Below are 15,206 nucleotides of genomic sequence, written 5' to 3'. Positions count from 1 at the left end.
GCCTGCCTTCAAAAATTCTGGGGAATCTGCTGGAACCTGAACAGTAACGAAGAGTTACTTGATACCGGTGATCTTGACCTTGGTCAGTTCCTGACGGTGGCCCTGACGCTTCTTGTAACCGGTCTTGTTCTTGAACTTCTGGATGACGATCTTCGGACCACGGAGGTCTTCGAGGATCTCAGCCGTAACCGTTACCTTGGCCAGGTCCGCAGCAGCAGACGTGACTTTGTCACCGTCCACCAGGAGCAGTGCGGGCAACTCAAAGGTGCTGCCGGCTCCACCGGGGACGCGGTTCAGGGTAACGAAGTCTCCAACGGAAACCTTCTCTTGGCGGCCGCCTGCGCGGACAATCGCGTACACCACTGGGGAACTCACTTCTCTCGACGTTTATTACTAGATTTGCGTGCGGAACCAGGGGCCAAATTGTTTGGACCGGCTCACGCTGTGCCTCAACGCCGGTGGATTCCCCGGGGGAACCCATGAGCTACCCCCGGAACAAATCCATTTGGAATTCCAAGTGGACTGTTCTCAGGGTCATAACCCAAGTGTTGGCGTAAGCACCGAAGATCTAGAATACGCTAATTTTGCCTTCGGCCGCAAATGAGGCTGGTTCCGGCGGGTAGTCCGTGATAGGCGCCACAGTGTCTTGATGCAAAGTCCCCGCCAATGTTCTTGGCCGGGATCTTGACCATCCTGAGCTGTGTTGCCGCAACGACTTCCGGAACCGTGCCCCACCATCGTACCGGTAGTCCGGACCAGCTCGCGTCAGGCGTACAGCCGCGGCGCGTCGAAGAAGTCCACTTCGTAGCGCGATGACTGCCGGAAGGCCAGGGCCATGGCCTCCCGCTCGCTCTCCGATGCCCGCCCGGCCGCCGTGTCCGTGTACGCGATGGCCTGCCTGGTCGCGGCGGCGAAGTCCTCGTCGGCGTAGGTCCGCAGCCAGCCGGCGTAGGGGTGCTCCCCGGGGGCGCCGCCGGCCAGGAACTCCCGGTGCAGCGTGGAACCGACCTCGGCGTAGAGCCAGAAGCAGGGCAGCGCCGCCGCCACGAGGACGCCATAGCTGCCGGAGACCGAGGCGGCCAGCAGGTGGTCCACATACGCTTTCGTGACCGGGCTCAGGGTGGAGGCCGTGGGGCGGGCGCTAAGCCAGGACCGGTGCAGCTCGGATTCGACTTCCAGGCAGGTCTGCGCCGAACGGGCCCAGAACAACTGCTCGGCCTCGGTGGGGGCAATCGCCGCGGCCCGGGCCAGGACCCGGGAGTAGCCGTTGAGGTAGATGGCGTCCTGGGCGAGGTAGTACGCGAACTCGTGCTCGGGCAAGGTGCCGTCGGCCAGTCCGCGGACGAAGTCCAGGGCGTAGATCGCCTCAAGATCGCCCGCGGCTCCTGCGCGCAGGGCTGCGGCGAACTCGCCCGCCGCCGGACCGTGCCCGGCCGGGCGGTGCTGGCCGCGCTGGCCGTCTTTGAGGGCCTGCCCGCCCTGGAGGTGCTGGAGGTGGTGGAAGTGGTGGACCGGGCCGTTGCCGGTGCCGACGTCCAGGGCCGAGGCTTCTCGGAGCGCGCCCAGCAGCCACGGTTTGACTTCGCGCAGCGCCGCTTCCCAGTCCCCCACCCGGGCCTGCACGGTGGCCATAGCCGAGGACAGGGAGCAGCCGGTGCCGTGGCTGTTGCGCGTCGCGATCCGCTCCCCCGGCACCACCACCGTTTCCTGGCCGAGCAGGCCGCCGGTGTTGACCAGTGCGTCCGGGCAGCCGTCCGTGTCGCCGTTGCCGGCGGCGTGGCCGTCGGCGCCGGCGCCGTGGGCATGCCCGCCCCCCGGCCCGCCGCCCTGGAGGTGTCCGCCCTTAACCAGGACAGTGGTGCCGGTCAGGGCGGCCAGCCGCTTGCCCTGCGCCAGGGCCTCGGACCAGTCGGCCACGACGGGCTCCTTGAGCAGGATGGCGAGTTCGGCGAGGTTGGGCGTGATGAGGTCCGCCAGCGGCAGGAGGCCCTGCAGGGCGGCCTCGGCGGATTCCTGCAGGAGCCGGTCCCCGCTGGTGGCGACCATCACCGGGTCCAGGACCACGACGGCGGGGCGCACCTTTTCCAGCCAGACGCGGACGGCTTCGATCACGGCGGCGTCACCGAGCATGCCGATCTTGACGGCGTCGATGCCGATGTCGTCGCTGATGGCGTCCAGCTGCGCCGTGAGGAACGCCGCCGGGGGAACGTGGACGGCACGCACGCCCTGGGTGTTCTGCGCTGTCAGGGCGGTGATGGCGGCCATGCCGTAGCCGCCGTTCGCCGCGATGCTCTTCAGATCGGCCTGGATTCCGGCCCCGCCGGAGGGATCGGAGCCGGCGATGGCCAGCACACGGGGAATGCGCGGCGGCGCCGGCAGAGACTCGCTGTGCAGAAAATTGGGCGGGAGGAACTCGGACGGATTCGGTCTCGCGGACAAGGCAGACATCCCTTCGCCGGTGCTAACCGGACAGGTTCAACGGGTCTGGATCTCAGCCGGCCCGATGCCCGGCACCCCGTGTCAGTGTTCCAGCCTAGCCGCTGCCACCCTGCGGACCCGTTAACGCACGAGCGGGCCCGGGCCCGGGCGGACGTATGTTACGTCTGCCCTGACCCGGACCCGCAACCCGACCAGTCGAAATAATGACCGGACGGGGACGTGGTCAGTCGCGGAGGACTACAGCTCCGACGCCGGCACGCCGACGCCGAGGATGATCGGCTCGTTGCCGGCCGGGAGGGACGCAGGCCTGGCCGCAGCGGGAGCCTTGGCCTCGTGGACCGATCCGGCCGCGGCCGGCCGGGTTGCCTCGCGGTGCTCCACGGAGGTTTCGTTGGCTGCACCCTGGGCGCGGCTGGCACTCCGGTTGCGGCGTGCGCGGCGGCCGCGCAGCGTCGTGGTGTCAGCCGTGCGTGACGCCGGCGCCTCCGCAGCGCGGACGGCCGCCGGCGCCTCGGGCGCCGTGGCTTCCGGTGCGGCAACAGCCACTGCCTGACCGGCGGCCTGGCCGGCGGCCTGGCCGGCGGTCTGGTCCGGCTTGCCGGCCTCTGCTTCGCCCAGGTTTGCGAAAGCCTCGGTCAGCAGGTCCAGGGTCAGGGCCGGTGACGGCGCGTCCTCCGCGTGCTCGACGAAGGGCAGGGCCACCTGCTCGCCGCCAAACGTCAGCACCGTTGCGGGGCGGCCGGCTGCCTCGTCGGCGGCTGCGAGCTGCGTGACGGCGTCGACGGCGGCCTGGCGGGCCCCGGCGTCGCTGGCTGCGGCTGCTTCCCCGTCGTGCAGGTGCGCGGCGTGCGCTGCGGCAGCGATGTTGGCCAGCGCGGCCCGGGTGGCCTCGGCCTTGGCGTGGCGTTCGGCCTCGGTGGGTTCGGCGTGGACGGGCGCGGGTGCGGCCGGCGCGGTCTCTCCGCCCTGGCCTCCCCTGCCGCGGCGACGGCTCTTGCGTTCCGGTCGGGCAGCAGGCTGCGCCTCGGTGCGCGGCACATAGTGCTCCGCGGCGACCGTGTTGGCGCGGCGGTGCTCCACCGGCTCGTCGTGGGTGACGATGCCGCGGCCCGCACATGTTTCGCACTGTTCGCCGAAGACTTCCAGCAGCCCGGTGCCCATCCGCTTGCGGGTCATCTGCACGAGGCCCAGCGAGGTCACCTCGGCCACCTGGTGCTTGGTCCGGTCCCGGCCCAGGCACTCCACCATGCGGCGCAGCACGAGGTCGCGGTTGGATTCGAGCACCATGTCGATGAAGTCGATCACGATGATGCCGCCAATGTCGCGCAGGCGCAGCTGCCGGACGACTTCCTCGGCCGCTTCCAGGTTGTTCTTGGTGACGGTTTCCTCGAGGTTGCCGCCGGAGCCGGTGAATTTGCCGGTGTTGACGTCGACCACGGTCATGGCTTCGGTGCGGTCGATCACGAGCGAACCGCCCGAAGGCAGGAAGACCTTCCGGTCCAGGGCCTTGTGGATCTGCTCGTCGATGCGCCAGGCCGCAAAGATGTCCGTGTCCTTGGTCCACTTCTCAAGCCGGCCCACGAGGTCCGGTGCGACGTAGGTGACGTAGGCCTCGATGGTGTCCCAGGCTTCCTCGCCGGAGACGATCAGCTTGGAGAAGTCCTCGTTGAAGACGTCCCGGACCACCTTGATGGTCAGGTCAGGTTCGCCGTAGAGCAGCTCGGGGGCGAGGATCTTGGTGGACGTCGACTGGCTCTCGATGCCTTCCCACTGCGCGCGGAGGCGGTTGATGTCGTGCGTCAGCTCTTCCTCGGAAGCTCCCTCGGCCGCGGTGCGGACAATGACGCCCGCGTCCTCGGGCAGGCGGTCCTTGAGGATCCGCTTGAGGCGGTTGCGTTCGACGTCGGGCAGCTTGCGGGAGATGCCGGTCATGGAACCGCCGGGCACGTACACGAGGTACCGGCCGGGCAGTGAGATCTGGCTGGTGAGACGGGCGCCCTTGTGGCCGACCGGGTCCTTGGTGACCTGGACCAGCACGGAGTCGCCGGACTTCAGCGCGTTCTCGATGCGGCGCTGCTTGCCCTCGAGGTTGACGGACTCCCAGTTCACTTCACCGGCATAGAGCACGGCGTTGCGGCCGCGGCCGATGTCCACGAAAGCGGCTTCCATGGAGGGCAGCACGTTCTGGACCTTGCCCAGGTAGACGTTGCCGATCAGGGAGTCCTGCTGGGTCTTGGACACGAAGTGTTCGGCCAGGACGCCGTCTTCAAGGACACCGATCTGGATTCTGTCGTCGCGCTGGCGGACGATCATCTGGCGGTCCACGGACTCGCGGCGGGCCAGGAACTCGGCCTCGGTGATGACGGTACGGCGGCGGCCGGTGTCGCGGGATTCGCGGCGGCGCTGCTTCTTGGCTTCCAGGCGGGTGGAGCCCTTGACGGATGTGACGCGGTTGTTCACCGGCGCCTCGGCCATGGCACGCGGCGCACGGACGCGGGTCACCGTGTTGGGCGGATCGTCGCCTTCCCCGCCGGTCAGCTCCAGGTCCTGGTCTCCACGGCGACGGCGGCGGCGGCGGCGGGAGGTCACACCGTCTTCAAGGATTACCTCGGAGCCTTCGTCGCCCTCTTCTTCGGTGCCTTCCGACTCGGTGTCGGACTCGGCAGAGGTGCGGGTGCGGCCGCGCCGGCCGCGGCTGCGGCGCCGACGGCGGTTGCCGGCGTCCTCGTCCTCGTCGCCTTCCTCGTCCTCGGGCTCAGCTGCTGCGGCGGCAACGGGGGCCGGACGCACCACAGTGCTCAGGTCCGGGGCCTGGAAGATGACGGAAGTGAGGGCACCCGGTTCCATGAACAGCGACGCGGCCGGGCTTTCCTCGGGGCGGGCTTCCGGCTCTTCTGGCTGGGCTGCGGCGGCTTCCGCGGTGGGTGCTTCCGCCGCGGCGGCTTCTTCGGCCGGGAATACTGCCGCGGGTGCTTCTTCGGCCTTCGGGGCGGCCTTGGCACGGCTGGCACGGCGGCGGACCGGCTTCTCTGCAACCGTCTCTGCATCGGCAGCTGCATCAGCGCCAGCTGCCGCCGGGGCCTCAGCCGCGGCAGGTGCGCCGGCTTCGGCGTCGCCCGCGAAGGCAGGCAACGGTTCCGCGGCTGCTACAGCTTTCCGGGTCCGGGTGCGCCGCGCGGGCGCCTTGGCCGCAGTCTCGGCTGCAGCAGTGTCAGATCCGGCTGCTTCGACGTTGGCCGGCTTACGGCGGCCCCGGACGGGCTCATCTGAACCGGCCGCGTCGGCCAGGGCCGCGGCTTCGGCAACAGCCTCGGCCGCCTCCGCGGCGTTGACCTTGGCGACGGGCGCCTTCCGGCGGGTCCGTACGGCCCTCTTCGGCGCTACCGGAGCCTCTGCTTCCGCAGTTCCCTGCGCTTCCCCGGTGACTACTAGTTCTTCGTTTCCGGCTACTACCTGGTCATTATCCATATGTGGCGACACTCCTGCCCCTGATGCGCCGCCACATTCGGCGCCCCTTGGGGGCAAATATGCGTCAACACCCGCAGGCATTGACAGAAGTCAATTGGATACCCTCAGGTTCGCACCGGCAGTGGGGTGCGGCAGCCCTGGAGGGCCGGCGAGATTGTTTTGGAACCCGTTGACCTACACGCCACAACCAGGTGCCGTCCAATGGCATTGCGGGACAGCTGGAATCAGAGGATCCGCAGCTCCCTGCTCATCATTGGCGGTCTTGAAACAAAATCGCCGGACCGGAATCCGGATGTGGATCGGGTTCCAGCCACGATCATTGTCTCACAGGAGCCGTGAAAGCAGGGGCAGGCGGGGCCGGAAGTGCAGCAGGTGCGGCCGGGCGCGGCGGGCGGGGCCGTTCTCCGGCGCTGTTCAGCCTCCGGCGTTACAATCGGGGCAAGAAGCACCCGGTCAAGACGACTAAAAAAGGACTCAATTTCCATGCCCAGCATCTCCAGCACTGCCGGCGACGCGACCGTGCACCAACCGGGTTCCGGCCCGGCCCCTGCGGCGCGGCCCCTTCCCACGATGACCCGCGACCGCCCGTTCGCCTGGCTCCTGCTGATCACCGGCGTCATCGGCTGGCTCGCGTCCGGGGCCCTGGTGCTGGAGAAGCTGGAGGTCCTGAAGGACCCGAACCACGTCACGGTCTGCGACGTGAACCCGTGGATCTCCTGCGGCCAGGTCATGCAGACACCGCAGAGTTCCGTGTTCGGCTTCCCTAATATGTTCATCGGAATCGTCGCCTTCGCCGTGATCATCACCACGGCCATGGGTATCCTGGCCGGCGCCCGGTTTTCCCGGTGGTATTGGCTGGGGCTCCAGGCGGGCGTGACGCTGGGCTTCGCCTTCGTGGTCTGGCTCTGGTCCCAGGCCCTGTACGCCATCCACATCCTCTGCCCGTTCTGCATGATCGTCTGGGCCGTGATGATCCCGCTGTTCGTCTGGGTGAGCGTCCGGAATATCTCCCACGGCGTGATTGCCCTGCCCGCCGGTCCCACCAAGGTGATCGGCGACTCCGGCTGGATCATTACGGCGCTGCTGTACGTCGCCGTCGTCGCGACGATCTTCTTCGCCTTCATCCAGGTTTTCATCGGAACCTCCGGCTACTAAACGCCCCAACCGCACCGAAGAGACGGTTAAGGCCAATGCTCGCGCTGGGCATTGGCCTTAACTGTCACTTCGGTGAGACGGCACGGGCCTATGTCGGGACTTATGGCACGACCCCGCGCGCGCAGGTTACATAAGGCTGGAGGAAGGAAGACCGGAGGCCTCTTGATGACTGTTCTTATTGCGTATGCAAGCGCCTTGGGGTCCACCCGGGAGATGGCACAACATATGGCATCCCGCATGGCTGGTGCACTGGGCGAGGTGGAGTGCCGGTCCGTGGAGGACGTCGGGGCCCTCTCCCGCTATGAGGCTGTCGTCGTCGGCAGCGCCGTCCACAACCAGGCCTGGCTGCCCCCGGCTTTGCTGTTCTTCAAACACCATGCCCGCGAGCTGGCCAATCGGCCCGTGTGGGCCTTCAGTGTAGGGATGGCGGATGCGCTGCCTAAGCCCATTCGCCGGCGCGGCGCGGCACTGCAACAGGAACGTCTGGCAGAAGTCCTGATCAAAGAAGTTCCGCTTCGAGGCCACAAACTCTTCTCCGGCGTCTACCAGGCCGGCCAGATGCCGGCACCGCTCCGGGTGTTGTTCAGGCTCACCGGCGGCCGATTTGGGGATTTGCGGGACTGGGCGGCAGTCGACGAATGGACGGATCAGATTACGGCCCAACTTGCTAAACCTGCTTCGTCCACGTCTTCAGGCAGCATCACAGGCTAATGCCATCGAGACTGCGCATCCCGGCCGCGGCGCCCGGCGCGGTGGTGCGTGCACGGGAGGACCCATGACCGTTGTGAGCATTCACGCCGAACGAGGGGACATGCCTGCCTACGCGGCGACGCCGGCCGGTGCCGGTCCGTGGCCCGGCGTCGTCGTCATCCATGACGCACTCGGCCTGAGCCGTGACACCAGAGACCAGGCCGACTGGCTGGCCGGGGAGGGGTTCCTCGCCGTGGCACCCGACCTGTTTTACTGGGGCAGCAGGGCGGCCTGCTTGTGGTCCCTCATCCGCGGCTGGCGGCCCCTCGGCGACCTGGACCTCACCCGCGCGTGGCTGGCCGGACGGGACGGCTGCACCGGCCGGATCGGCGTGATCGGCTTCTGTATGGGCGGCGGGTTCGCCCTCATGCTGGCCCCGGACCATGACTTCGCCGCGGCAAGCGTCAACTACGGCGGACTCGATGACGGGACTGCCCGCGCAATGCCCCGGGCCTGCCCCATCGTTGGCAGCTACGGCGCCAGGGACCGCTGGCCCGGAGTGCGCAAGGTCCCGGCGCGTCTGGAGCCGCTGCTCGCCGACGCCGGGATAGACCATGACATCAAGGTCTATCCCGACGCCGGTCACGGCTTCCTCAACAGGCATGGCCCGTCGGAGCTCACATTCGGGGACAAGGTGCTCGCGAAGCTGGTTGCGGCCGGTTACCACGAGCCCTCCGCCGAGGACGCGCGCCTGCGCATCCTCGGCTTCTTCCGGGAACACCTGACCAATGAAGGGGAAGCGCGATGATGCACCCTGCACCGAGGGGAGCCTTGCTGGCAGCGGGCGCTGTGGCCGGTTTCACTGCCGGCTACCTGACACTCGTGCGGCCACGCCTGCTTCGCTGGGGCGCGACCGTTGACGAAGTGCGGGGACCTTACCCGGGAGCGGGGTTGATTCCGGGCAGCACGCGAGGGGCGACCATGGCGGTGACCATCGATGCGCCCCCTTCGCACGTGTGGCCCTGGCTGGTGCAGATGGGAACGGATCGCGCCGGCTGGTACAGCGGGGACCGTCTCGACAACTTCGGGCGCCGCAGCACAGAGAGCATCCATCCCGAGTGGCAGGAGATCGCCGCTGGTGACCGCCTGGCGGCGAAGCCCGACGGCAGCGAGTGGTGGGCGGTCGCGGCGCTTGAACCCGAGCGGTTCCTGGGCCTGCGTATGTCGATCGATCTCCGGGGGCGTCCCTTCGACCCGGCACGAACCCGGCCGCACTATTACACCGACTCGCTCTGGGGATTCGAGCTGCGGGAGTCCGCGGGTGAGCGCACCCGGCTGGTAGTCAGCGGGTACTGGGCGCTACAGCCACAATGGTTGCTACCCATCCTGAGCATCACCATGCTGGAGCCCGCGCATTGGGTCATGCAGACCCGTCAGTTCTCGAATTTAGTGCGCCTCGCCAGCCGCTGAGAGTTCCCCGCGGCCCGGAGCGGGCCGCGAAGCCCCAACCGCCGCGAGGTGCCAGAGCGCGAGGGGACAGTTAAGGCCAATGTCCGGTACGAACATTGGCCTTAACTGTCCCCTCGGTGGGGGTGTCCCGAAATTCGGGCTAGAACCAGATCTTGATCTCGCGCTCGGCGGATTCCGCCGAATCCGAGCCGTGTACCAGGTTCTGCTGGACCTTCAGGCCCCAGTCGCGGCCGAAGTCGCCGCGGATGGTGCCGGGCGCTGCCGTCGTCGGGTCCGTGGTACCGGCCAGGGTGCGGAAGCCCTCGATGACGCGGTGGCCCTCGAAGATCGCGGCGACCACGGGGCCGCTGAGCATGAACTCAACCAGCGGCTCGTAGAACGGCTTGCCGACGTGCTCCTCGTAGTGCTGCTCCAGCAGTTCGCGGCTCGCGTCGACTTTCTTGAGCTCGGCCAGGGTGTAGCCCTTGGCTTCGATCCGGCTCAGGATGGCGCCGGACAGGTTGCGGGCGACTCCGTCGGGCTTGATCAGGACGAGGGTGCGCTCAATGCTCACAGCTGCTCCAATGTGTTGGGGTGGGATTTGGGTCAAGTCTACGGGGTTCGGGCCAGGTGCCCGGGCACAGGTTCAGGCTCTGTTTCAGGCGCTGTTTCCCGGCGCGGGGCCCTGGGGGTGGGCGGCATCCCAGTCGGCCTGCTCGCGCTCCCGCTGGGCAGCTTCCCGGTCAATCCGGATGCCGGTCCGGATCCCGTACCACCACGCCACGGCGAAGAGCGCGCCGACGAGGTACATGGCCGGTTCCACAATGCCGCCCAGGATCAGCACGAGCTGCAGGACCCAGCCCAGGGCCACTCCCCACGGCTTCGAGAGGACAGCGCAGGTGAAGACGAAGACCAGGCACAGGCCGATCCCGACCGAGAAGACCAGGGCCGCAGGGTATTCGTTCCGGTGCAGTCCAAAAACGGCCAGTGTCCCGAAGAGCACCACGAACGCTTCCAGCAGCAGGACCGTGGAGGCAAACATGACCTTCGTGGAACGTCGTTTCTTGGGCATGCCCGGGCGCCATTCGCGTTGGGCTTTGGTGAGTTTCGCCATCGCTTACGCGTCCGCCTTTCCGAGCAGGATCCGGGCGTCCGCGACGAGCGTGATGGAACCCGTCACGAGGACCCCGCCGGCGGGCTCGTCGTCGGCTTCGGCCCGTTCCACGGCCCATTCGAGGGCGTCATCGAGCTTCCCGGCGACGTGGATGTTCTCCTCGCCGAAGCCCAGGTCAACCGCGATTTCGGCCAGGTCCTCGGCCGGGACGGCCCGGGGCGAGTTGGACTGGGTGAAGCAGTATTCGGTGGCGAGGCCGCCCAGGGATTCCTTGAGCTGGCGCAGGATCTCCTCGGCGTCCTTTTCCCGCAGCACGCCGACCACCACCACGAGCTTAGTGAAGTTGAAGGCCTCGTGGATGGCCTCGGCGGAGACCCGGATGCCCTCCGGGTTATGGGCGGCGTCCACGATGATGGTCGGCGCGGTGCGGACCACCTCAAGCCGCCCCGGGGAGGTGACGGAGGCGAAGGCCTCCTGCAGGATCTCGGCGTCGATCGCCTTTTCCCCGCCAAAGAACGCTTCCAGCGCGGCAATGGCGACGGCGGCGTTCTCGGCCTGGTGCGCGCCGTGCAGCGGCACCAGCAGGTCCTCGTAGCGTCCGGCGATGCCCTGGATGGTGACCATCTGGCCGCCGACCGCGACGGTGCGGGATTCGACGCCGAACTCCACGCCCTCGAAGCGGAACGGCACGTTAACTTCCTTGGCCTTCTCCAGCAGGACCTGTGCCGCGTCGACCGGCTGCGCCGCGCTGATGAGGAAGCTGCCGGGCTTGATGATGCCGGCCTTCTCGTAGGCGATGTCCCCGGTGGTGTCGCCCAGCAGATCGGTGTGGTCCAGGGAGATCGGGGTGACGACGGCCACCTGGCCGTCGCCGACGTTCGTGGCGTCGGTGATGCCGCCCAGGCCCACTTCGATCACGGCGACGTTGACCGGCTGATCGGCGAAGACCGCGAAGCCCAGGATCGTCAGGCACTCGAAGTAGGTCAGCCGGGGCTCGCCCGCCGCCTCGAGTTCGCCGTCCACGATCTGCAGGTAGGGACGGATCTCGTCCCAGATCCGGACGAACGTCTCATCCGGCACCGGGGCGCCGTCGATGCTGATCCGCTCGGTGACCTTGGACAGGTGCGGGCTCGTGTAGCGGCCGGTGCTCAGGCCGTGGGCGCGCAGCCCGGCCTCGATCATCCGGGCCGTGGAGGTCTTGCCGTTGGTGCCGGTGACGTGGATGATCGGGAACGCCTTGTTCGGCTCCCCCAGGATTTCCATGGCCCGGTGCAGCGGGGCGAGCCGCGGCTCCATTTTGTTTTCCGGCGCCCGGCCCAGCAGCTCGGCGTAGACGCTTTCAACGGAGAATTCGTCGGTCATGGTTTAGGCTCCAACTTTCTTGGCAACGCTGACCTGTGGGTCCTTGATGTCGGCCGCCAGGGTTTCCAGCTCGACGGTCAGGGTTTCAGTCTTGACCAGCTCCGCGTTGGCCAGCAGCGCCTCGACGACGTCCTGCTTCGCCGTGACGGACGTGCTGATCCGGTCGCTGACATTGAGTCCGGCGTCCTTGCGGGCCTGCTGGATGGCGCGGACCATGTCACGGGCCATGCCCTCGGCTTCCAGCTCCGGGGTGACCTCGGTGTTGAGCACCACGAACCCGCCGCCGGGCAGGACCGCCGCTGCGCGGGATCCTTCGCCTTCCGCGGCCTCGGCCACGACGGTTTCCAGGGTGTACTCCTGCGGTTCGAGGTCGAGGCCGCCGGCGGTGACCACCCCGGCGTCGCTGACCGACCAGTCGCCGGACTTGGAGCCCTTGATGGCCTGCTGGACGTTCTTGCCCAGGCGCGGGCCGGCGGCCCGGGCATTGACCACGAGCTTCTGCTCGATGCCGAACTCCTCCGGGGAGGCGTTCTCGGCGTCCAGCAGGCGGACCGAGCGCAGGTTCAGTTCATCGGCGACGACGGCGGCGAAGCCGCCCAGCGCGTCCGCGCCCGGTGCCACGACCGTGAGTTCCTGCAGCGGCAGGCGCACGCGCAGGTTCGCGGCCTTGCGCAGCGAGGAGCCGGTGGAGCAGATCTGCTGCACCCGGTCCATCGCCTCGACCAGGCCCGGGTTGGCAGGGAACAGTCCGGCATCCGGCCAGTCGGCCAGGTGCACGGAACGCCCGCCGGTGAGGCCACGCCATATCTCCTCGGAGATCAGCGGCAGCAGGGAGGCGGCCACGCGGGTGACCGTCTCCAGCGCGGTGTAGAGCGCGTCGAAGGCGTCCACACTCTCGTCGAAGAAGCGCTGGCGGCTGCGGCGGACGTACCAGTTCGTGAGCATGTCCAGGTAGCTGCGCAGCTCGTCGCAGGCGCCGGAGATGTCGTAGCTGTCCAGCTGGGCGGTCATGTTCCGGACCAGGTCCCCGGTGTTGGCCATGAGGTACTGGTCCAGGGTGTCGGCGTAGCCGTCGTAGCGGAGCTTCGCGTCGTAGCCCGACGCTTGTCCTGCTGCAGCGTTAGCGGCGTTCGTGTACAGCGTGAAGAAGCTGTACACGTTCCACAGCGGCAGGATGACCTGGCGGACGCCGTCGCGGATCCCCTGCTCGGTGACCACGAGGTTGCCGCCGCGCAGGATCGGGCTGGACATCAGGAACCAGCGCATGGCGTCGGAGCCGTCGCGGTCCAGGACCTCGGAGACGTCCGGGTAGTTGCGCAGGCTCTTGGACATCTTCTGCCCGTCCGAACCCAACACGATGCCGTGGCTGATGACGTTCCGGAAGGCCGGACGGTCGAACAGCGCGGTGGAAAGGATGTGCAGCATGTAGAACCAGCCGCGGGTCTGGCCGATGTACTCGACGATGAAGTCCGCCGGGTTGTGGGTGTCGAACCATTCCTCATTCTGGAACGGGTAGTGGACCTGGCCGTAGGGCATGGAACCGGAATCGAACCAGACGTCCAGGACGTCCTCGACGCGGCGCATGACGGACTGGCCCTCTTCCGGGGTGCGCGGGTCATCCGGATTCGGGCGGGTGAGCTCGTCGATGAACGGCCGGTGCAGGTCCACCTGGCCGGCCTTGTTCAACGGCAGGCGGCCGAAGTCGGCCTCGATCTCGGCGAGGGAGCCGTAGACGTCGGTGCGCGGGTAGTCCGGGTCGGTGGACTGCCAGACGGGGATGGGGCTGCCCCAGTAGCGGTTGCGGCTGATGGACCAGTCGCGGGCGTTGGCGAGCCATTTGCCGAACTGGCCGTCCTTGACGTTGCCCGGGATCCAGTTGATGTCCTGGTTGAGCTCGGACATGCGGTCCTTGAACTTGGTGACCTCGACGTACCAGGAGGACACGGCGCGGTAGATCAACGGGTTGCGGCAGCGCCAGCAGTGCGGGTAGCTGTGCTCGTAGCTGGCCTGGCGGACCAGGCGGCCTTGGGCGCGGAGCACCTGGGTGATGGGCTTGTTGGCCTCGAACACCTGCAGCCCGGCGATTTCGGCGAGGTCGCCGTGGCCGAAGAGCGGCAGGAACTTTGCGCCTTCGTCGACCGAGAGGACCACGGGGATGCCGGCCTCTTCACAGATCTTCTGGTCGTCTTCGCCGTAGGCGGGGGCCTGGTGGACGATGCCGGTGCCGTCGGTGGTGGTGACGTAGTCGGCCACGAGGAAGCGCCAGGCGTTCTCGGTGCCGTACTTTTCGGCGTCGTGGAAATAGTCCCAAAGCGGCTCATAGCTCAAGCCGTTGAGCTCGGCGCCGGTGTGGCGGGAGGTGATGGCGGCCTCCGCGGCGGCGGCGCCCTCGGCCCCGTCGCCGTAGCCGAGGTCCTTGGCGTAGGCGGCCAGGAGGTCCGCGGCGAGCAGGAAGCTGCCCGTGACGGGGGCGTCGGCCGCGGCGGCCTTGATCCCGTGCGGGCCGGCCGGCAGGACCACGTAGCTGATGTCGGGCCCGACGGCGAGCGCCAGGTTGGTGGGCAGCGTCCAGGGCGTGGTGGTCCAGGCAAGTGCCTTTACCCCGGCGAGCTGCCTGGACAGCTCCGAGTCCCCTGCCGTGATGGGGAACGTGACCGTGACGGTCTGGTCCTGGCGGTTCTTGTAGACGTCGTCGTCCATGCGCAGCTCATGGTTGGACAGCGGCGTCTCGTCCTTCCAGCAGTACGGCAGGACGCGGTAGCCGTTATAGGTCAGGCCCTTTTCGTGCAGCTGCTTGAAGGCCCAGAGCACGGACTCCATGTACTCGACGTTGAGCGTCTTGTAGTCGTTTTCGAAGTCCACCCAGCGCGCCTGGCGGGTGACGTAGCTCTTCCATTCGTCGGCGTACTTCATGACGGAGGCGCGGCAGGCGTCGTTGAACTTGTCGATGCCCATGGCCTCGATCTGGGTCTTGTCCGTCATGCCCAGCTGCTTCATGGCTTCCAGCTCGGCGGGCAGGCCGTGGGTGTCCCAGCCGAAGCGGCGCTCCACGCGGCGGCCGCGCTGGGTCTGGTAGCGGCCCACGAGGTCTTTGGCGTAGCCGGTCAGGAGGTGGCCGTAGTGCGGCAGGCCGTTGGCGAAGGGCGGGCCGTCGTAGAAAACGAACTCGTTGGACCCGTCCTGTCCAGCATCCCGCTGGTCGATGCTCGCCTGGAAGGTGCCGTCCTGGTCCCAGTACTTGAGGATGCGCTCTTCGATCTCCGGGAACTTCACGGAGGCGGATACACCGGAGGTGTTGGACGCAGAAGTGTTGGAAGTTGCGTTTGACGCAGAGGTGGTGGAGCCGGCGCCTGAGGCGGAGGCCTTGGGGTAATAAGTCATCTCGACATCCTGGTTTGAGCTGGTGAACACATGCATTCAGGATGCGAGGACGGCCCTGTTGTCTTCCGACACCACGGACCGCGGTACCACCTCACTTACCGCCGCCGGTCCGCTCCCCTTCGCGAAGGGTGCTGCACCGGCGTCGGCC

11 protein-coding genes and 1 riboswitch are annotated in these 15,206 nt (G+C 67.7%); of the genes, 4 read left to right on the top strand and 7 right to left on the bottom strand.

Annotated features, from left to right (window positions below; all coding sequences use genetic code 11):
* Positions 1-54: 54 nt before the first annotated feature.
* From rplU to ARTB_RS00950, 3 genes are all read right to left on the bottom strand, one after another.
* Positions 55-363 carry a 50S ribosomal protein L21 gene (gene rplU / locus ARTB_RS00960; RefSeq protein ID WP_018773353.1) on the bottom strand — a complete coding sequence of 103 codons (309 nt, stop codon included), beginning with the start codon at positions 361-363 and terminating at the stop codon, positions 55-57.
* Positions 364-765: 402 nt separating this feature from the next.
* Positions 766-2,448, bottom strand: a complete 1,683-nt coding sequence (locus ARTB_RS00955) for a bifunctional hydroxymethylpyrimidine kinase/phosphomethylpyrimidine kinase (protein WP_243177234.1) — start codon at positions 2,446-2,448, stop codon at positions 766-768.
* A riboswitch (TPP riboswitch) is annotated at positions 2,431-2,528 on the bottom strand. (Overlaps the previous gene by 18 nt.)
* Positions 2,529-2,676: 148 nt before the next feature.
* Positions 2,677-5,907 carry an Rne/Rng family ribonuclease gene (locus ARTB_RS00950; protein WP_243177233.1) on the bottom strand — a complete coding sequence of 1,077 codons (3,231 nt, stop codon included), beginning with the start codon at positions 5,905-5,907 and terminating at the stop codon, positions 2,677-2,679.
* Between the two features lie 483 nt (positions 5,908-6,390).
* On the opposite strand from ARTB_RS00950, the gene ARTB_RS00945 reads away from it, so the two are divergent.
* The 4 genes from ARTB_RS00945 (at position 6,391) to ARTB_RS00930 (ending at position 9,222) form a co-directional block, all read left to right on the top strand.
* Positions 6,391-7,062 carry a vitamin K epoxide reductase family protein gene (locus tag ARTB_RS00945; protein WP_028277864.1) on the top strand — a complete coding sequence of 224 codons (672 nt, stop codon included), beginning with the start codon at positions 6,391-6,393 and terminating at the stop codon, positions 7,060-7,062.
* Between the two features lie 165 nt (positions 7,063-7,227).
* Positions 7,228-7,773, top strand: a complete 546-nt coding sequence (locus ARTB_RS00940) for a flavodoxin domain-containing protein (protein ID WP_243177232.1) — start codon at positions 7,228-7,230, stop codon at positions 7,771-7,773.
* A 64-nt stretch (positions 7,774-7,837) separates the two neighbouring features.
* Positions 7,838-8,560, top strand: a complete 723-nt coding sequence (locus tag ARTB_RS00935; protein ID WP_243177231.1) for a dienelactone hydrolase family protein — start codon at positions 7,838-7,840, stop codon at positions 8,558-8,560.
* Positions 8,561-8,733: 173 nt separating this feature from the next.
* Positions 8,734-9,222 (top strand): hypothetical protein, encoded by a 489-nt coding sequence (locus ARTB_RS00930; RefSeq protein WP_243177230.1) that lies wholly within the window; start codon positions 8,734-8,736, stop codon positions 9,220-9,222.
* A gap of 139 nt (positions 9,223-9,361) precedes the next feature.
* Here the strand turns inward: ARTB_RS00930 and ndk are convergent, their stop codons facing one another.
* The 4 genes from ndk to ileS all read right to left on the bottom strand — a co-directional run bounded on the left by ndk (position 9,362) and on the right by ileS (position 15,058).
* On the bottom strand, positions 9,362-9,775 hold the full coding sequence (gene ndk / locus ARTB_RS00925; protein ID WP_018773361.1) for a nucleoside-diphosphate kinase: 414 nt from the start codon (positions 9,773-9,775) through the stop codon (positions 9,362-9,364).
* Between the two features lie 84 nt (positions 9,776-9,859).
* Complete coding sequence (locus ARTB_RS00920; RefSeq protein ID WP_028277860.1) at positions 9,860-10,315, bottom strand: DUF4233 domain-containing protein; 456 nt, start codon at positions 10,313-10,315, stop codon at positions 9,860-9,862.
* A 3-nt stretch (positions 10,316-10,318) separates the two neighbouring features.
* Positions 10,319-11,677, bottom strand: a complete 1,359-nt coding sequence (locus ARTB_RS00915; protein WP_028277859.1) for a bifunctional folylpolyglutamate synthase/dihydrofolate synthase — start codon at positions 11,675-11,677, stop codon at positions 10,319-10,321.
* Between the two features lie 3 nt (positions 11,678-11,680).
* Positions 11,681-15,058 (bottom strand): isoleucine--tRNA ligase, encoded by a 3,378-nt coding sequence (gene ileS, locus ARTB_RS00910; protein ID WP_243177229.1) that lies wholly within the window; start codon positions 15,056-15,058, stop codon positions 11,681-11,683.
* Positions 15,059-15,206: the final 148 nt, after the last annotated feature.

The sequence above is a fragment of the Arthrobacter humicola genome, assembly GCF_022803015.1.
GTDB classification, from domain to species: domain Bacteria; phylum Actinomycetota; class Actinomycetes; order Actinomycetales; family Micrococcaceae; genus Arthrobacter; species Arthrobacter humicola_A.
Note: the sequence above shows the minus strand (reverse complement) of the source record. Positions and strands in the feature narration are given on the sequence as shown.